20 protein-coding genes are annotated in these 18972 nt (G+C 31.5%); 12 read left to right on the top strand and 8 right to left on the bottom strand.

Features of this window, described 5'->3' with window-relative positions; genetic code table 11:
- The first annotated feature begins 1 nt into the window (after position 1).
- The 6 genes from pxpA (at position 2) to Q0807_RS14110 (ending at position 4303) form a co-directional block, all read left to right on the top strand.
- A complete protein-coding gene (gene pxpA, locus Q0807_RS14135) occupies positions 2–745 on the top strand; it encodes a 5-oxoprolinase subunit PxpA (protein ID WP_299110840.1) in 744 nt (247 codons plus the stop codon).
- 6 nt (positions 746–751) lie between these two features.
- Positions 752–1480, top strand: a complete 729-nt coding sequence (gene pxpB, locus Q0807_RS14130; RefSeq protein ID WP_299110838.1) for a 5-oxoprolinase subunit PxpB — start codon at positions 752–754, stop codon at positions 1478–1480.
- The gene (locus tag Q0807_RS14125) at positions 1477–2325 is read left to right on the top strand and encodes a biotin-dependent carboxyltransferase family protein (protein WP_299110835.1); all 849 of its coding nucleotides are present in this window, start codon (positions 1477–1479) and stop codon (positions 2323–2325) included. The genes pxpB and Q0807_RS14125 overlap by 4 nt, the downstream gene beginning before the upstream one ends.
- A gap of 86 nt (positions 2326–2411) precedes the next feature.
- Positions 2412–2810: a hypothetical protein gene (locus Q0807_RS14120; RefSeq protein ID WP_299110833.1), complete on the top strand. Its 399-nt coding sequence runs from the start codon at positions 2412–2414 to the stop codon at positions 2808–2810.
- A 21-nt stretch (positions 2811–2831) separates the two neighbouring features.
- On the top strand, positions 2832–3542 hold the full coding sequence (locus tag Q0807_RS14115) for a hypothetical protein (RefSeq protein ID WP_299110830.1): 711 nt from the start codon (positions 2832–2834) through the stop codon (positions 3540–3542).
- Between the two features lie 65 nt (positions 3543–3607).
- Complete coding sequence (locus Q0807_RS14110) at positions 3608–4303, top strand: ATP-binding protein (protein ID WP_299110828.1); 696 nt, start codon at positions 3608–3610, stop codon at positions 4301–4303.
- Here the strand turns inward: Q0807_RS14110 and Q0807_RS14105 are convergent.
- The 4 genes from Q0807_RS14105 to Q0807_RS14090 all read right to left on the bottom strand — a co-directional run bounded on the left by Q0807_RS14105 (position 4300) and on the right by Q0807_RS14090 (position 8348).
- Positions 4300–4998: an RluA family pseudouridine synthase gene (locus Q0807_RS14105; protein ID WP_299110826.1), complete on the bottom strand. Its 699-nt coding sequence runs from the start codon at positions 4996–4998 to the stop codon at positions 4300–4302. The two genes, Q0807_RS14110 and Q0807_RS14105, sit on opposite strands and share 4 nt — an antisense overlap.
- Before the next feature lie 237 nt (positions 4999–5235).
- A complete protein-coding gene (gene panB / locus Q0807_RS14100; protein ID WP_299110824.1) occupies positions 5236–6054 on the bottom strand; it encodes a 3-methyl-2-oxobutanoate hydroxymethyltransferase in 819 nt (272 codons plus the stop codon).
- Between the two features lie 233 nt (positions 6055–6287).
- Positions 6288–7712, bottom strand: coding sequence for an L-serine ammonia-lyase (locus Q0807_RS14095; RefSeq protein WP_299110822.1), 1425 nt, complete (start codon positions 7710–7712; stop codon positions 6288–6290).
- Positions 7713–7835: 123 nt separating this feature from the next.
- Positions 7836–8348: a dihydrolipoamide dehydrogenase gene (locus tag Q0807_RS14090; protein WP_299110819.1), complete on the bottom strand. Its 513-nt coding sequence runs from the start codon at positions 8346–8348 to the stop codon at positions 7836–7838.
- A gap of 257 nt (positions 8349–8605) precedes the next feature.
- On the opposite strand from Q0807_RS14090, the gene dnaK reads away from it, so the two are divergent.
- Complete coding sequence (dnaK, locus tag Q0807_RS14085; RefSeq protein WP_299110816.1) at positions 8606–10501, top strand: molecular chaperone DnaK; 1896 nt, start codon at positions 8606–8608, stop codon at positions 10499–10501.
- 203 nt (positions 10502–10704) lie between these two features.
- Entirely contained in the window at positions 10705–11832 is a 1128-nt protein-coding gene (locus Q0807_RS14080) for a sugar-transfer associated ATP-grasp domain-containing protein (protein WP_299110813.1), read from the top strand.
- Here the strand turns inward: Q0807_RS14080 and Q0807_RS14075 are convergent.
- The 3 genes from Q0807_RS14075 to Q0807_RS14065 all read right to left on the bottom strand — a co-directional run bounded on the left by Q0807_RS14075 (position 11804) and on the right by Q0807_RS14065 (position 14682).
- The gene (locus Q0807_RS14075) at positions 11804–13117 is read right to left on the bottom strand and encodes a CoF synthetase (protein ID WP_299110810.1); all 1314 of its coding nucleotides are present in this window, start codon (positions 13115–13117) and stop codon (positions 11804–11806) included. The genes Q0807_RS14080 and Q0807_RS14075 overlap by 29 nt on opposite strands.
- A 13-nt stretch (positions 13118–13130) precedes the next feature.
- Entirely contained in the window at positions 13131–13796 is a 666-nt protein-coding gene (locus Q0807_RS14070; RefSeq protein ID WP_299110807.1) for an acetyltransferase, read from the bottom strand.
- Positions 13797–14016: 220 nt separating this feature from the next.
- Positions 14017–14682 (bottom strand): acetyltransferase, encoded by a 666-nt coding sequence (locus Q0807_RS14065; RefSeq protein ID WP_299110804.1) that lies wholly within the window; start codon positions 14680–14682, stop codon positions 14017–14019.
- A gap of 221 nt (positions 14683–14903) precedes the next feature.
- Between Q0807_RS14065 and Q0807_RS14060 the strand changes: the two genes are divergently transcribed.
- Together Q0807_RS14060 and Q0807_RS14055 are read left to right on the top strand one after the other, a co-directional pair.
- Positions 14904–16130 carry a class I SAM-dependent rRNA methyltransferase gene (locus Q0807_RS14060; protein ID WP_299110801.1) on the top strand — a complete coding sequence of 409 codons (1227 nt, stop codon included), beginning with the start codon at positions 14904–14906 and terminating at the stop codon, positions 16128–16130.
- A gap of 57 nt (positions 16131–16187) precedes the next feature.
- On the top strand, positions 16188–17135 hold the full coding sequence (locus Q0807_RS14055) for a nitronate monooxygenase family protein (RefSeq protein WP_299110798.1): 948 nt from the start codon (positions 16188–16190) through the stop codon (positions 17133–17135).
- Between the two features lie 6 nt (positions 17136–17141).
- Here the strand turns inward: Q0807_RS14055 and Q0807_RS14050 are convergent, their stop codons facing one another.
- Positions 17142–17483, bottom strand: coding sequence for a hypothetical protein (locus Q0807_RS14050; protein WP_299110795.1), 342 nt, complete (start codon positions 17481–17483; stop codon positions 17142–17144).
- A gap of 277 nt (positions 17484–17760) precedes the next feature.
- Between Q0807_RS14050 and Q0807_RS14045 the strand changes: the two genes are divergently transcribed.
- Both Q0807_RS14045 and Q0807_RS14040 read left to right on the top strand, forming a co-directional pair.
- Positions 17761–18312, top strand: coding sequence for a hypothetical protein (locus Q0807_RS14045; RefSeq protein WP_299110792.1), 552 nt, complete (start codon positions 17761–17763; stop codon positions 18310–18312).
- The gene (locus tag Q0807_RS14040; protein WP_299110790.1) at positions 18293–18880 is read left to right on the top strand and encodes a hypothetical protein; all 588 of its coding nucleotides are present in this window, start codon (positions 18293–18295) and stop codon (positions 18878–18880) included. Before Q0807_RS14045 ends, Q0807_RS14040 begins: the two co-directional genes overlap by 20 nt.
- Positions 18881–18972: the final 92 nt, after the last annotated feature.

Raw genomic sequence — 18972 nt, 5'->3', positions numbered from 1 at the left:
TATGACGCAATTCTACATAGACATAAATGCAGACGTTGGTGAAGGTGTTGGTAATGAAGCGAAATTAATGCCATTAATATCGTCATGTAATATTGCTTGTGGTGGACACGCAGGTGATTTACGATCCATGACAACTATTGTAAAGCTGGCTAAGTTGCAAAATGTAAAAATAGGAGCACATCCATCTTTTCCTGATAAATTGAATTTTGGTAGAGTGATTATGAAGCTTTCAGATGCTCATTTGTTTGATAGTTTAAAATCTCAAATAGAAAGTTTGCAATCTGTGTTGTCTAATGAAGAAGATGTAAAATTAAATCATATTAAGCCACATGGCGCATTATATAATTTGGCAGCTAAAGATGAGACTACATCAAAAGTTATAATCGATGTAATTAAGAGTTTGTCTTTACCAATAAAGTTATATGCGCCTTATAATTCTATATTGTCAAATTTGGGAATACAACAGAATATAGAAGTCGTATTTGAGGCATTTGCGGACCGAAATTATAATGATGATTTGTCGCTTGTTTCTCGTGAAAATAGTAATGCTATTTTACATAAAAACGATGTTGTTTTGAGTCATGTTTTGGGTATAGTAAAACAAGGAAAAGTAACCTCAATAAATGGAGTGGAAGTACTCATAAAAGCGAATACAATTTGTGTGCATGGAGATACTGAAAATGCGTTAGGAATTTTAGATTATTTGAATACTAATTTGATTAGAAATGGTATTAAAATTATATAAGTAAAAATGAAATATAAACTTCAGTTTTTGCAATATAATGAGTGTTCTATTTTGGTGGAGTGGCCAGCAATTATAGATAAAAATATGCTTAATGATATCTTGAATTTTAAAAATTTAATTCAAAATAAATATGGTAAACAAATAGTTGAGGTGATTGCTGCATATAATTCAATTTTAATATTTTATGTGTCTACTATTGAAGATGTCAATAGTGTTTTTTTAGACTTAGAATTGCTTTATGATAATTGTAATTCTATAAGTGTAATCGAATCTAATACATTTAGGATTCCTGTGTGTTACGATGATGAATTTGCGGTAGATATAGATGATTATTCAAGAACAAAAAAGCTCACGAAAGAAGAAATTATTAAGCGACATATTGACCCAATTTATACGGTTTTTTTTATTGGGTTTTTACCTGGTTTTTTATACTTAGGCGGACTAGATTTTAAGTTGCATTTAGATAGAAAAAAAACACCAAATCTAAATGTTAAAAAAGGGGCAGTTGCAATAGGTGGAAAACAGACAGGAATCTATCCTCAAGACAGTCCTGGAGGTTGGCATATAATTGGCAATTCTCCAATAGAATTATTTAATCCAAAACAGGATCCACCGTGTTTTATTAAGGCAGGAGATAAAGTAAAATTTCACGCTATTTCAAAATCTGAATATTTTGAAATTCAAAATGAAATAACGCTTTCAAGGTTTGATATAAAAACACTTTTAATAGTATGATTAAAGTTTTAAAATCGGGATTTTATTCTACCATTCAAGATTTGGGTCGCTTCGGTTATCGGGAATTTGGTGTTCCTGTTTCTGGAGCAATGGACTCGTATTCTAGTAATTTTGCTAACAGCATTTTAAACAATGAAAAAGGAGCATCAGTTTTAGAAATGACAATGATTGGTGCAGAGTTGAAATTTTTAGAGCCAACGGTAATTGCAATTACAGGAGCAAATATGAATCCCATGCTTAATGGAGAATCAATTGATATGTTTAATTCTATACTAGTACATGCAAACGATATTCTTTCTTTAGGAAATGCTCAAAGCGGATTTAGAACTTATATTGCTGTAAAAGGTGGTTTTTTAACAGAAACAGTATTAGGAAGTAGAAGTATGGCAAAGGAAGTCACTGACGTTTCTAAAATTAGTAAAGGTGATTGTTTGTTAATTTCTCAATATTTAAGTTCGGTAGAAACAAAAAATGCTAAGGTTAGATTTTATTCATCCTATTTTGAATCTCCCATTCTAAAAGTAACAAAAGGACCAGAGTTTAGTAAATTATCTCTGGAGCAGCAAGAGCTACTGTGTAGTCAAAATTTTGAGGTTTCAAAACATAATAATCGTATGGCCTATCAGCTATTGCCTTTGTTTCATAATAGCTTAGATTCTATTTTAACAGCGCCTGTTTTACCAGGAACGATTCAGTTAACACCTTCTGGGCAACTTATTGTTTTAATGAAAGATTGCCAAACCACAGGTGGTTATCCTAGGGTTTTGCAATTAACAGAGGAATCTATTAATATTTTGAGTCAAAAATTTACTGGAGCAAGCGTTTTAATGCGTCTTAGAATTTAATAATTTTTGAAAAACACTAAAATCCTTTTTTATTGTGATTTTAATTGTTAATTTGACTCTTGTGAAACTAAACAACATAAATTAATATGAACAACATTAAAGGATTAATCTCTCCCGCTGAAGCTAAAAAACTAAATGATGCATATACAACTAGGCACGCTCTAATAAGTAAGGATATCACAAAGACAGATGATAATAGATCGTCTTGGTATTCTTTAAAAGATTTAAAAGCATATTTAGAACACGCCGAAAAACAAGCTTGTGATTTAGGGTTTGAAATGAATGGTATAAGAATTTATTGCGGAGCTCATGAGCCTGACGATTGCGGAACAGAAACAGAAGGTTTAACCACTTTATTTTTAGTGCCAACTACTGCTGCAGATCAAGGTAAAGGAGGAGGAGATGCTAATCCTGATATTGCAGATGCTGATGGATTGAATAACGGAGGACAAGGAAAGCCACCTGGAGCAAATTATCCGCAATAAAGTATTTTCAAACGTAAATAAATGGATATTGATGATTTTGTTTTTCATCTATTAGAGCTTATTGCAGCCCTGTCAGGTTCCTATTATTATTTGAAGACTAACGATAGGAAAGTTCAACCTTTTATATGGTTTCTCTGGGTAATTGTTATTGTTGAAACTGTAGGAATGTATGGCTATATCTTGCAAAATAATTACGATAATGAAATTTTTATTTGGATAAAAAATAGTGTTTTTTGCTCAAATACTTGGCTTTATAATATATTTAATTTATCTACTATATTTTTTTTGGGTCTTTTTTTTAAGCGAATACTTAATAATGATTTGGCTAAAAAACTTATAGTTTTTATGGTTATTTTAATTGCTTGTTTTACAGTATTGTATTTTGGTTTTATAGGGAATTTTTTTAAAAAATCATTACCGTATGATTTTTTAATGCAAACGTTGGCTGTTTTTGTTTTTGTAATGCTCTATTATTTTGAATTGTTAAATAGTGATAAAATATTATTTTTCTATAAATCGCCAGTTTTCTATTTGTGCACGGGTATTTTATTATGGTTTTTATGTGTAAGTCCGTTATTTATTTTTGATGCCTATATGTATGAAATCAATCAGGGCTTTTTAGAGTTCAGGGGTCTTTACCTTTTAATCGCTAATATATTATTATACTCATGTTATACTTTTGGATTTCTTTATCCTTTATATGTCAGAAAACAATTAGTAACGAAGAGATAGCATTAATTTCTTATGTTATCTTTATTACATTAACCTTGGTTATAACCTTTGTGTTATTTTTTGTCATGTTTCAAAAACGAAAAAATCAATTATTGATTGATAGTGTTAAGCAACAACAAAAATTTGATGAAGAATTGATTAAAACCCAACAGGAAATACAAGAAGAAACCTTAAAGCACGTTGGTAGAGAATTACATGATAACATAGGACAAATGTTAGTGCTATCTAGCATGCAGATGAAAGTGGCTAGTAATGCGGTAAAAGACGAAGTAAAGTCTAAAGTAGATAACGCAGCTGACGCCTTAAAAAATGCTTTAGAAGAGGTAAGAGCATTATCAAAATCTCTAAACAGTGATGTAATAAGTAATTTAGGTTTTGATGCTACGGTGAAAAATGAAGTCACACGTTTAAATAAATCGATGCTCATAGAATCTTGCTTAACCATAATAGGAGAAAAGGTAGATTTTGAAAATAAAAAGGATGAAATTATTTTGTTTAGAATTCTACAAGAGTTTTTCTCTAATACTTTAAAATATGCAGAAGCCGAAAATCTAAAAGTAACTATTGATTACCAAGAACAATTTTTAAATATTACAGTTGAGGATGATGGTATTGGATTTAATAAAGAAACTGTAGAAAAAAGTTCGGGGTTAATAAATATGAAAAAACGTTCAGAATTATTAAATGCTGATTTTAAATTAGAATCGATAGAAGAAAAAGGAACTATTTTAACTTTAAAATACCCTTATAAAAATGCTTAAATATTACATGCGTTCCAAAGAGAATCATTTGGTAAAGGTGCTGTAATTACAACTTCTTCTTTCTTTACAGGATGTGTAAAGCGCAATGTTCTGGCATGTAGACTTATACTTGCGTCTTTATTACTTCGGTCAAAACCATATTTTAAGTCGCCTTTAATAGGGCAGCCAATTGAAGATAACTGTGCTCTAATTTGATGATGTCTTCCGGTTTCTAAATCAACTTCCAGTAAATAAAAATTATCTAAGGTTTGTGTTAGATTATAATGTAAAATGGCTTTTTTGCTACCATCAACTTCTTTAATATAAGCTGTAGATTTATTGTTTTTAGGATTCTTTTTAAGCCAATGAATTAAAGTATCGTTGTTTTTTGGTGGCTGGGTTTTAACCAAAGCCCAATAAGTTTTTTTTGCCGTCTTTTCAGCAAAGAGTTTGTTTAATCTTGGTAACGCTTTACTAGTTTTGGCAAACATAACAATACCTGTTGTTGGTCTATCTAAACGATGAACAACACCAAGGTATACATTCCCTTCCTTTTTGTATTTGTCTTTTAAATACGACTTAACAACTTCACTTAGCGGTTTGTCTCCTGTTTTGTCACCTTGCACAATATCACCTGCTCGTTTATTGACTACGATGATGTGATTGTCTTCGTGTAAAACTTGAAGGTTGGATTTATTAGAGAGGATTTTAGACACTATTAGATTATTTAAAGATTAAATGATAAACAATTATTATCATGACCATAAAAATTGATGAAACGAAATTATTAATAGATATATCTTTTAAACAATAAGAGTAAGGTTTATCCATATTAAAACATAACTATCTGATTAGTGCACATGGATAATTAAGTATTAAACCTGCTATTATTTCTAAAATTAAATTCATTTTTATTTAACAATCTAATATATCTAAATGTTAAATAATCGATATTAATACTGCTCCTTGTCATTAGGGAAATCACTAGATTTTACATCTTCAACATAACTACCAATAGCAGTTGTCATTTCTTCATATAAATTCATATAGCGACGTAAAAATCTTGGATTAAATTCGTGAGTCATACCAAGCATATCATGTAAAACCAACACTTGACCATCAACACCGTTACCTGCACCAATTCCAATAACAGGAATTGAAACACTTTCCGCTACTTCTTGTGCTAATTTTGCAGGAATCTTTTCTAAAACAATTCCAAAGCAACCCGCTTTTTCTAGCATTAAAGCATCTTCTTTTAGTTGTTGCGCTTCTTGTTCTTCTTTGGCTCTAACTGTGTAAGTACCAAATTTATATATAGATTGTGGTGTAAGACCTAAATGTCCCATTACAGGAATTCCAGCATTAAGTATTCGTTTTATGGAATCTTTGACTTCTTTTCCGCCTTCCATTTTTACAGCGTGTCCTCCAGATTCTTTCATAATTCTAATTGCTGAACGTAGAGCTTCTTTGGGATCACTTTGATAACTACCAAAAGGTAAATCTACTACAACTAAACAACGCTCAATTGCTCTAACAACAGAAGATGCATGATAAATCATTTGATCTAAGGTAATAGGTAGCGTAGTTTCGTGACCAGCCATTACATTACTGGCAGAATCACCAACTAAAATAACATCTATACCAGCACCATCAACGATTTTAGCCATTGTATAGTCGTAAGCGGTAAGCATCGATATTTTTTCGCCTTTAGACTTCATATCGACTAAAGTTTTTACGGTAATTCTCTTATATTCTTTTTTTGCTGTTGACATTGTTGTTTTATTAATGAATGTAAAAATAGCGAGATTTGTTAAACTTTTGATTAATCTAAAGTATAAATAATGGTTAATTCATAATTTAGAATAATACTGAGGCTAAGTTGAAATAATTAATTCTATTTTGAAGTAGCATAAAAATATAAACAAGTAAAGTTAGTATCTAATTGTATCAATTACTTTTCGCGACGATTTAATTGGTTGTTTGTTGCAACAGAAAGATGTTAGTATTAACAATCTGACATATTCACACCAACTGCCAAACCACCTTCAGAAGTTTCCTTATACTTGGTATTCATATCTTTTGCAGTCTCCCACATCGTAGACACTACTTTATCTAAAGGTACTTTTACGTTTTTAGGGTCTGTATCTAAGGCTAATTCTGCTGCATTAATTGCTTTAATTGCTCCCATGGCATTGCGTTCAATACAAGGAATTTGAACTAATCCACCAATAGGATCACAAGTTAAACCAAGATGATGTTCCATAGCGATTTCTGCAGCGACTAAAACTTGTTCTGGTGTGCCACCAAGTAATTCGCAGAGTGCTCCTGCTGCCATGGCAGAAGAAACGCCAATTTCTGCTTGACATCCACCCATTGCTGCGCTAATTGTAGCACCTTTTTTAAAGATACTGCCAATTTCACCCGCAACTAAAAGGAATTTCTTAATATGTTCAAAGTCGGCATTGTGGTTTTCAATTACCAAATAATACATTAATACAGAAGGAATAACACCAGCACTTCCGTTAGTAGGTGCAGTAACAACTCTTCCTAAAGAAGCATTCACCTCATTAACAGCTAAAGCAAAACAACTTACCCATTTTAGAATCTGACGGAATTTTACCTCTGTATGTCTAATGGACTCCAACCATTCTTGTGGATTTTCATAGTTACATTCGCCAATTAAATTTTTGTGCATATCATAAGCACGACGTCTAACGTTTAGTCCTCCTGGTAAATTACCTTCGGTATGGCAGCCAACGTACATACACTCTAGCATGGTATTCCAAATACGTTTGAGTTCAAAATCTATAGATTCTTCTTCTCTTATAGATTTTTCATTCTCTAAAACAACACCAGATATTGGTAATTGTAATTGATCACAAAATTTTAGGAGTTCTTCACCATAAGAAATAGGATAAGGAAACGTACAGTAAAAAATTATTTTATTGGCTTTAGCCACTTTTCGCTCTTCTTGTACTACAAATCCGCCACCAATAGAGTAGTAGGTAGATTTATAATTTCTGCCATTAATTAAAGCTGTAAAAACCATTCCATTAGAATGAAACGGAAGGAATTTTCTATTGAAAATAATGTTAGACTTAAAATCGAACGGGATTGATTTTTCATTATTAAATAGTAAGACATTATGAGTCTTTACATCATCAATAATAGAATTTATATTTTCAACAGGAATACGTTCTGGGTCAGCACCTGTTAAGCCTAAAATTACAGCATAGTCTGTAGCATGACCTTTACCTGTTAAGGATAAAGAACCATAAAGGTCTACTGATATCATTTCAACTTTATCAAAACGTTTTTTATCCTTTAATTCTTGTATCCAACGTTCAGCAGCTCGCCAAGGTCCTAAAGTATGAGAACTTGAAGGGCCAACGCCAATTTTTAGCATGTCAAAAACAGAAATACACTCCATTCTATAAATTGATTTAGTTTACTTTTTCAAATATAGATCTTGTTCATATACTGGCTGTGATTTTAGCATAAAAAAAAGCCTGAAATTACTTTCAGACTTTCCTTTTAAATTATGTGTAAACTTTTATTGAATGTATTGCATTACATCATCGTAATTATTAACATCTAAGTTACTGCTGTTTACAAAATCAACAGGTAATACAACTATTCTAAAAGTTTGGTCAAACCTCTCGTCATCTAGCAATAAGTTAAAATCAAATGTGGGATGTGATTCAATGAAAATTGTAACGAAATCATAATTGTGTTCAAAGTTATATTGAAATTGTTCTGTAGAATTTATATAAATGGTTTCAGGAAGCGATTTCCATATGTCAAACCCATCTAATTGACCTCTTAGGTGGTATACTAAAACCATATCTGTTTCTTCTAGAGCTACATCAATAGGAATTTCTATAGATTCTTGATAATTGTTAGCAGATGTAAAATCTATAGTTCTTTCAAAGGATTGTCCTACAAAATTGACGCCATCAAGTCCATCTTGCCCATCATAACCATCAAAACCAGGAGGTCCTTGTTCGCCTGTGCAAGAAGTTAGTAAAAGTGTAAATACTGTAATAAATGATAATAATTTTTTCATGTTTAAATGATTTTAGAGGTTATATGCAACATCCTACGATAGTTTCTTTTTGAGACTATTTTATTAGTAACGGATGTTTCATAATTTTTTAGGTTTTCTTTTTAGGTATCAATATTAATACCAAAGTAACCTATTATTCAATTAATATGAATAAATCATATCTGACATCATGTCACATTTTTTGTCATGGCATAATCATTGACTAATACTAACCGAGTTTAAAAATTAATAACACAACAAAACATACATATAAAATTATGAGTAAGATTATTGGAATTGATTTAGGTACAACCAACTCTTGTGTTTCTGTAATGGAAGGTAACGAGCCAGTTGTAATCCCAAACGCTGAAGGTAAAAGAACAACACCTTCGGTTATCGCTTTCGTAGAAGGTGGTGAAATTAAAGTTGGAGATCCAGCAAAAAGACAAGCAGTTACTAACCCAACTAAAACAGTTTATTCTATTAAACGTTTTATGGGTAACAAGTATTCTGAGTCTAAGAAAGAAGCAGAGCGTGTGCCATATAAAGTGGTTAAAGGTGACAACGATACTCCAAGAGTAGATATCGATGGTCGTTTATATACACCTCAAGAATTATCAGCTATGATTCTTCAAAAAATGAAGAAAACTGCTGAAGATTATTTAGGTCAAGATGTGTCTGAAGCTGTAATTACAGTACCAGCATATTTTAATGATGCACAACGTCAGGCAACAAAAGAAGCAGGTGAGATTGCAGGTTTAAAAGTTCGTAGAATTATTAACGAACCAACAGCTGCAGCATTAGCTTACGGAATGGACAAAAAAGGTGTTGATCAAAAAATCGTAGTATTTGATTTTGGTGGTGGAACGCATGATGTTTCTATCCTTGAGTTAGGTGACGGTGTTTTTGAAGTATTATCTACAGATGGTGATACACACTTAGGTGGTGATGATGTTGATCAACGTATTATCGATTGGTTAGCTGAAGAATTTATTGCTGACGAGTCAATGGACTTACGTAAAGACCCAATGGCTTTACAACGTTTAAAAGAAGCAGCTGAAAAAGCGAAGATTGAATTATCATCTTCTGCACAAACTGAAATCAACTTACCATACGTTACAGCTACAGCTAGTGGACCAAAGCACTTGGTACGTACATTAACACGTTCTAAATTTGAGCAGTTAATTGACGATTTAATTAAGCGTACAATAGAGCCTTGTGCTTCTGCATTAAAAGCAGCAGGTTTATCTAAGAGTGATATTGACGAAGTTATTTTAGTAGGTGGTTCTACACGTATTCCTGCAGTACAAGCGGCTGTTGAATCTTTCTTCGGAAAAGCACCAAGTAAAGGTGTAAACCCTGATGAAGTTGTTTCTTTAGGAGCAGGTATTCAAGGTGGTGTATTAACAGGTGATGTAAAAGACGTTCTTTTATTAGACGTAACACCATTATCTCTTGGTATTGAAACTATGGGTAATGTTAAGACAAATTTAATTGAAGCAAATACAACGATTCCTACTAAGAAATCGCAAGTATTTTCAACAGCAGCAGATAATCAGCCATCAGTAGAGATTCATGTATTACAAGGTGAGCGTCCAATGGCAGCGGATAACAAAACGATTGGTCGTTTCCACTTAGACGGAATTCCACCAGCAAGAAGAGGAACACCTCAGATTGAAGTAACGTTTGATATTGATGCAAATGGTATCATTAAAGTATCTGCAGAAGATAAAGCTTCTGGTAAGAAACAAGATATCAGAATTGAAGCATCATCTGGATTAACTGAAGAGGAAATCCAAAAGATGAAAGCAGAAGCAGAAGCAAATGCAGATGCAGATGCTAAAGCAAAAGAAACGGCTGATAAATTGAACGAAGCAGATGCTATGATTTTCCAAACTGAAAGTCAACTGAAAGAATTTGGTGAAAAATTATCTGATGATAAGAAAGCGCCAATTGAAGCAGCACTTGAAGAATTGAAAAAAGCATTCGAATCAAAAGATATCGCAGTTATTACACCAGCTTTAGATAAAATTAATGAAGCATGGAAAGTAGCAAGTGAAGAAATGTACAAAGCACAAGCAGAAGGTGGAGCTGCTGGTCCTGAAGCAGGAGCAGAGCAGCCAGCTGATGAATCTAGCGATGTAGAAGATGTTGACTTCGAAGAAGTGAAGTAATCTCAATTTGTAATTCTGAACTCATTTCAGAATCTAGAACAAAAAAACGCAATCATTAATTTGATTGCGTTTTTTTGTTTTTAAATATATACATGGTTGAAATATGACGTTAGTCGAGAACTTAAATCACTTCTTCTAATACCTTTAACTTATTTGTTTCATTAAAAAATGGTGTATTACATTTACAGTAAATCCCTCAATAAATGAATCTTTATTCGTCGCTTAAGCGCATACTGATTAAACATGTTTTAGGTTACAGAAAACGCTTCTGGGAATTCAATTTAAAAATGAATGCTCGAAAATATGTTAAGGAAATTATTCGTCAGAATAAATCTCCAGAATTAAGCACGACTGAAGTTAACCAAGCCAAAGCTTTCTATAAATCTAAAGGATATAAACTAGATAATACCTATTGGCACAAGTATTATAAAGGGTTAACCAACGCATTTTTTGTAAACTATATTCCTGAGGATATATTTAATGCTATCATTGCTCCGAGCTTTAATCAAATGCGTCAATGGCCAGCATTACTAGATAAAAACTTGTCTTATAATTTATTTCAAGAGTTTGTGCAACCAACTGCAGTGGTTCAGAATATAAATGGATTTTATTTTGTAGATGGTAAAATTGTTAATGAATCTGCTGCGTTAGAAAAATGTAATACCATTAATTCACCACTAATTATTAAACCTACAATTGATTCTGGTGATGGAGTAATGGTACATAAATTTAATGTTACAAATTATAAAACTACTTATGAGAATCTTACCACTTTAGACTTATTTAAAAAATATAAGAAAGATTTTATAGTGCAAGAAGCGGTAGAACAAAGCGACGTTTTAAAATCATTAAATCCGTCTTCTCTAAATACAGTAAGGGTGATGACTTATCTAAAAACTGATGGTGTACATGTTTTATCATCTGTACTTAGAATTGGCCAGCCAAACAGTAGCACTGATAATTTTTGTGGTGGTGGAATTATTTGTGGCATTAAACCAAACGGTAGTTTAAAAAGTAAAGCATATACAAGGGATGGAGCAATTTTAAATAAATCGCATACTAAAGTTACTTTTGAAGGTATTACTATACCTAATTATAATGCGTTAATAGACATGGTAAAAACCATGCATCCTATAATTCCGTATTTTAAAATAGTGTCTTGGGATATTGGAATGAATAAAGAAAATCAACCTGTTTTTATTGAATTTAATACCTATTACCAAGATGTAGATTTACATCAAATTACAAATGGTCCTTTGTTTGGTGAATTTACAGACGAAATTTTAGCTATTAGTCTAAACCCTACTGAGACTGCTTATAACGGTTTATAACCTTACGTCTTTTACCAGAGGATAATGCCGGAATTTCATCTACATAAGCAATTGTTACTATAGCATCATCGCCAAAATCTGATTTAATATCTACTACTAATTCATCTTCAAATTGAAATGTAGAATCTTGAAGATTTAGTTTTACTTCATATTCCTTTTCACCTTGTTGAATAAATTGATATTGTTTCAGTAAATGATAATACTTATAAAACTTAGTATATACTACAAAAGACGATAACATATTGCCTTTTGAGTCATAGATAATATCCATTTTTCTACCATCAATTTGCGTAAAGACAATTGCGCCATTTTTACCTTCACCAAATTTCGCAATGTCACCTGTGTCATATCTAATGATTGGCATTGCATAATTAAACAAATCTGTAATTACAATTCGTCCAAATTCACCTGGCTTTGCTGGTAAATCTTTATCTAGGCTTAGTAGCTCAACTTGGTAACTAGCATGATTGATAATAAAGCTGTTAGGTGCATTTAAAGTTTGCTGAGCAATGATTCCAATTTCTTCACTAGAATATCTAGATAAGATAGCGGTATTAAGATGTTTCCCTAAGGTCGTTTTTGTATAAGGGTTTAAATATTCAGAATTTGCTATTATAGATGTGATTTTTAAATTTTCATAGAACAGATTCTTTCTTTCGAGATATTGAGCAATCATTTCAAGAGCAGAGGCAAAACCAAGTATTGTTTTAGATTGTTTATCCGTTTTTAAAATCTCTAAAAATTCCTCAATTCTTGGGGCAGTAAGCCTAGAAATGTCAAATTGAACAATATTCTGTAACCAAGATTTTAAGTTTCCTTTTTTATTATGGTTTCGCCAAACTTCGAGTTCATAAAGCCTATTTCCTATTTTAAAATTAGATTGATCATAGAAGTAAACCGCATCAGCGTGATTTCGGTTACGTTTATTTTGATTTTGAAATAAGAAAAAAGGAATACCTGTTGAGCCACTAGTGGAAACCTTAAAATTTTCTTTATCTATAAACGCACTAGATTGAAATTTTTCAAAATTATCTTGAATAATTGTTTTTCTAATCACAGGAAAATCAGAAAGAGGTGTGGTCTCACTAAAGGCTTTATAAAAAGATGTGGTTTTTATAGCATGGTTGATTAAGTCTTTTAAATGTACTTCTTTTATATGCTTGGCTTGTTCTGAGTTGGGTTGTTCAATTCCAAGTTTAATCTCTTTTAACTGATTTTTAATTCGTCCTCCTTTTAAACTGTCTAAAAGCCAAAAGAACTTATGTCTTGCAAAATTTAAAAGCATCTTTAAAATAATATTAACTTAGATATTTAGAATCTTCATTTCTATCTTTTATGATATCGATAGGGTTTCCGTAGGCTGTTTTTAAATCTCCTATAGATTTTAAAACTAATGATCCAGCACCAATTACTGTATTATTTCCTATTTCAATATTTTGAATGATAATAGCACGAAGACAAATTGCAGAACAAACTCCAATCTTAACACTACCAGCAACAGTGACACCAGATGCTAAACTCGAAAAATCAGCCATTGTAGAATCGTGACCAAGAGTAGAGGATGTATTAATAATACAAAACTTACCGACTTTAGAACCAGAATTTATAACAGCTTTAGCCATAATAACAGAGCCATCTTCGATTATTATATCTTCTGCTAATGTCGCAGTTGGATGAACTATGGTAACAAATTTTAAATTAGGTAAGATGTTTTTAATGTTGTTTGCAACTTTCTGTCTGGTAAAATTGTCGCCAATTGCTATTATAATACCAACAATATTTAAATCTGTTTTTAGTTGTTTTAAATGTTCTAAATGGCCAATAACTTTATAGCTGTTTAATTGATAACCTAAAGGTTTATAAGTGTCAATAAAACCCATTATATTATGGCTTTTATTCTTTTCAATGACATCAACAATCATTTTGGCATGGCCAGAAGCACCATATATTAAAATATTTTTCATCGGTCGGCAAATAGGTTTTGGCAATTACTGCCATTGATAGAGTTGGTTCTTAAAAACAAAGATAAGCATTCGTATTTTAATTCTTATAAATACTAAATAACAGATTAATTATATATCATTGATTATTAATGATAAAGCCAATCGTTGAAGTCGAATGAAAAAATATTGAAGTAAATATTTTTAATGAAAGAATTAAACTTTTTTTGAGTAGATAGGAATATTAACCTAAATATAGGGCGTCCGCTTTTCTGTCTTTTAAAGTGCTTATAGGACTTCCAAAAGCTTGTTTATAATCTCCAATAGATTTTAAAACTAATGAACCAGCACCCACAACTGTATACTTACCTATTGATACATTTTGTATAATTGAAGCAGCCAGACAAATAGAACTACACTCACCAATTTTTACATTTCCACTTACATTAACACTAGGAGCAAGGCTAGAAAAATCAGACATTTCAGAATCATGATCTAAAGATGACTTTGTGTTTAATATACAGAATCTACCAATTTTAGCATGCACATTAATTATTGTGCCAGGCATTATAACAGTCCCTTCAGAAACAACAACATCTTGAGCTATAATAGCATTAGGATGTATTGCCGTAATAAATTCTAAATTTGGTGCAATTTTCGAAATTTTAGAATATGCATTTTTTCTAATGAAGTTGTCACCAATACCAATTATAATTCCTGAGATATTATACTCTTTTATTAAATCTGGTAAGCAATCAAGGTTTCCTAAAATTTTGAATCCGTAAATATCTTGGTTAACAGGTTTAAAGGAGTCTAAAAAACCTATAATATTGTGTTCTTTATTTTCAATAAGAATATCTGCTATAACTTTGGCATGACCCGAAGCACCATAAATTAGAATATTTTTCATTTTCTATAAATAGCTTGTAAAAGAATTTGATTTTTTTTAACCAAATTCATTGATAAATGATAGGTTCGGGTTATTCGTCAAATATATTACCTATAAAACTCTTATACTCCTTTAGTGGATTAACTGTATATTTTATCCTACTAAGTGCCGAATTAAAGATTTTTTAAAGTTAATTTGTGTTTTTTCAAGTTTGAATAGCATTTAATACGTTTGAAATAATTATGGAATTCAATATAAGCCTCGTTAAACCTCAAGTAAAGAACTTAGCCGTTAAACTAAACGGAAAAGGTGAGCAATTTGTAGTCAAAGGCCATCCTTGGGTGTTTTCTAATAGTATAGTTAAGATAAATGACGATGCAAAAACAGGTGATTTAGCAATAATTTTTAGTAAAAATAAAAATAAGGTTGTTGGATTAGGCTTGTATGACGGTAATTCTCCAATACGTATTAAGATTATTCATAATGCAGATACTAAAGCAAAGGTAAACGCTGATTTTTTTCATCATAAAATTGAAGTAGCTTTTGAGAAACGTTCAGAATTACTAAGAACTAACACTAATAGTTATCGATTATTATTTGGTGAAAATGACGGTTTCCCAGGTTTAATTGCAGATGTATATGATAACGTTTTAGTCGTAAAACTATATTCTGAAATATGGTTACCATATTTAGAAACTATTTTAGAAAGTTTACAACAAATTTCTAAAGCAGAAACTATTGTAATGCGATTAAGTAGAGGGTTACAAATCAGTAATAACCATACATTAAAAGATGGTGAGGTTATTTACGGAATGCTTGAAAATGAAGTTGTAGAGTTTGTTGAGCATGACGTAAAGTTTTCTGCGAACGTCATTAAAGGTCATAAAACAGGTTACTTTTTAGATCATAGAGCAAATAGAAAGCGCGTAGGAGAATTGAGTAAAGGGAAATCAGTTTTAGATATATTTTCTTATGCTGGTGGATTTTCAGTACATGCTTTAGCAAACGGAGCGACAGAAGTCACTAGCCTAGACATAAGTAAGCAAGCATTAGATATGGCTCGTGCAAACGGAAGATTGAACAGCTATTCTGGTAAGCATAAAACAATTTCCGGTGATGCTTTTGATGAAATGAAAGCTTTAATTGAAAAAGGAAAAACTTACGATGTTGTTGTAATTGATCCACCGAGTTTTGCAAAACAACAATCTGAAGTTGAATTAGCAAAAAAGAAATATGCGCAGTTAGCAGAACTAGGAGAGAAGCTTACAGCTAAAAACGGCATGTTAGTTTTGGCTTCTTGTTCGTCTAGAGTACTAGCGCAATCATTTTTTGATTTAAATCAGCGTGTTTTAAATGCGCAAGCAAGGCTTTTTGAAACTGAATTAAAGTCAATACACGATAGTGATCATCCAATTGGTTTTCCTGAAGGTGCATATTTAAAGTGTGGCTATTATCGGTTTTTAGAATAAAAGTATTATGCATGCATAATAAAAAATGTGTTATATTTGTTTTAAAATTTCTCTACAATGCAAACCAAACTTACACAACTTCTTAATATAAAGTATCCAATTATTCAAGCGCCTATGTTTTTAGTTTCTAATGTGGCAATGGTCACAGAAGCTATGAAAGGAGGTATTGCAGGATGTATACCAGCATTAAACTACAGAACTACAGAAGAATTAAGAGCAGCAATTAAAGAATTAAAAACCGCTAAAGTAGAAGGTGGTTCTTTTGGTTTCAATCTAATTGTTAATAAATCTAATGTTAAGTATAAAGGACAGTTAGAAGCTATTTGCGAAGAAGGATGTGACTTCATTATTACATCTTTAGGAAGTCCGGAAGAAACTATTAGACAAGCACACGCAGTAGGTATAAAAGTATTTTGTGATGTTACAGATTTACGTTTTGCTAAAAAAGTAGAACAATTAGGAGCTGATGCCGCTATTGCCGTAAATAACGAAGCTGGTGGACACAGAGGAAACTTATCTCCAGAAGAATTAACCAATCTTTTAAGTAAAGAATTAAGTATACCTGTGATTTCTGCAGGTGGTGTTGGTTGTAAAGCAGATATTGATAAAATGTTGAGTTATGGAGCAGAAGGTGTTTCTGTTGGTAGCCCTTTTATTGCATCGATAGAAGCAGGCGTTACAGATGAGTATAAGCAAGCTTGCGTAGATTATGGTGAGAAAGATATTATAATGACAGAACGCATTTCTGGCACACCTTGTACAGTGATTAATACACCTTATGTTCAGAAAATAGGAACAAAAGCTACTTGGTTAGAAAACCTTTTAAACAAAAATAAGAGTTTAAAGAAATGGGTGAAAATGGTGCGTTTTTCAATAGGAATGAAGGCTACTGAAAATGCAGCTAAAAAAGCGACTTATAAAACGGTTTGGGTTGCTGGTCCTAGTATAGAACACACAAAAGCAATACTTCCTGTTAAAGAAATAATTAAAGGCTTAACGACTTAAAGTACGTTATTCATTAACTTGGTTCTTTTTTTTCTTTCCAGTGAATATGTTAAAAGTATAACTTGCTGCAAGTCCTCCTATTCCTGTAAATACAGCTTCACCTGTATCAAATCTTCCTTGTACAATAGTTTTGTCAAAAATTTCTTTAGAGAAACCAGCTAAAGTAGAAAGTCCTAGACTATACCAAAATGCTTTTTTCTTATTTTTTGTTTTAGAATAAACAATGGCGTAAGTTGCAGAAGAAATAGCAGCACCTGTCGCAAAATGAAGCATTTCATCTTCTGAAATCGACTGCGCATTACTTGTCGATATTATAAAGAATGTAAGGGAGGTAAGTAGAATTTTCATTTGGGTTGTTTTAGTTTGCGACTCCAAAGTATGTTAATTCTAGTTTGGCGTTAACTATATTCGTTTGAATTGATATTTTTGGGATTAACTGTTCTAATAATCACAATTCTAACGATATAACGTGTTTTATAATAGGGGATTATTAAATTTTAAAATTGTAAATCAGGCTTTAATTTTATAGTTTATTCAAAAAAATCGAAAAAAGTAAAGCTATTTCAACGCAACCTTTTAGGTATTTACGCATCTAGTATGTAAATACTATAATCATCAATCAATAATGAAAAGAAATTACCCTTTATTAGTTCTTATTTTACTGTTAGTTCAAAGTTGTTGTTTTACCAACGGAGAAGAAATAGGCCGTATTTATTTTACTCCCGAAGAAAAAGTAATAATTCCATATGCAGATAATCAGACTATTCAATTTATTACAGACGAAGACTTTGAATTTCAATTAAACACAACGGTTTCTAGTACTTTTTATTCTGACCAAGATTTTTGTGAAGATTATACAAGTTATGAAAATTATCAAGTTTATCTCAACTCAGAGTTACCAACCTTAGATGTTCAGTTAAGTTTACAGAATCGATACAATGGTGAAGATGATGACGACACTTTATACGTTGCTATTACAATTAATAATGCCTGGTTTGATTATGATTTTTCAGAACCATTAGAAACTGTTGAAATCAACGGAACAACTTATACAGATATCTATCATTACTATTCTGGAGTTTTAGATAACCCAATTTCTGAGGTGTTTTACAGTTATACATTCGGAATTTTAAAGATTAATTACTTAAATGGAGATTATGCGCAAATCAATTCTTAGATACACATTTTCATATTTTATACTTCTTAGTTTGTCTTCTTGCAAAGAGCCTTGTTTAGATGTACCATTTATACAAGATAAAACAGAAGAGTTACAATCTTGGTATACAGACACTGAGTTAACTATTAAAAATGCCGAATCTAGTATTGGTATTTCAGATAATGTGATTCTAACTCATAATTATCATAATTATGGAGATTCTATTTGGGACGATTGCGGTAATGTAACACAAGCCGAAAGGAGTGCAGTACGATACGATTTTTACAATTTCCCTTTTACAATAGAAACTGATTTTTACAAACAGGGAGAAGAAAAAGGTTTTAGCCTAAAGGTAAATTATAATACGTATAACGCGAGTTATAATTTTACAACGCTTCAAACGTCTTCAAATAATAGTATTACTTATATTTCAGATTATACATTAAATGATATTGTTTATCCTGACGCTTTCAAGGTGACCTTTAATGAAACACAGAGTGATACTGAAATCAAAGAACTTGTTTTAGTGAAAGGTTTAGGTATTATTTATATTCTACTCAATGAAGGAATAAGTATAAACATGGATTAATTTCCTTCTTCATTTGTATTACTCATAAGAAAGATTTAATTTTTCAGAATAATTGTCCCCTTTTACTTTTCGGTAAACGTCTTAAAGGTATA

It is taken from the genome of uncultured Winogradskyella sp. (assembly GCF_947495255.1).
Taxonomy (GTDB): Bacteria; Bacteroidota; Bacteroidia; order Flavobacteriales; family Flavobacteriaceae; genus Winogradskyella.
Note: the sequence above shows the minus strand (reverse complement) of the source record. Positions and strands in the feature narration are given on the sequence as shown.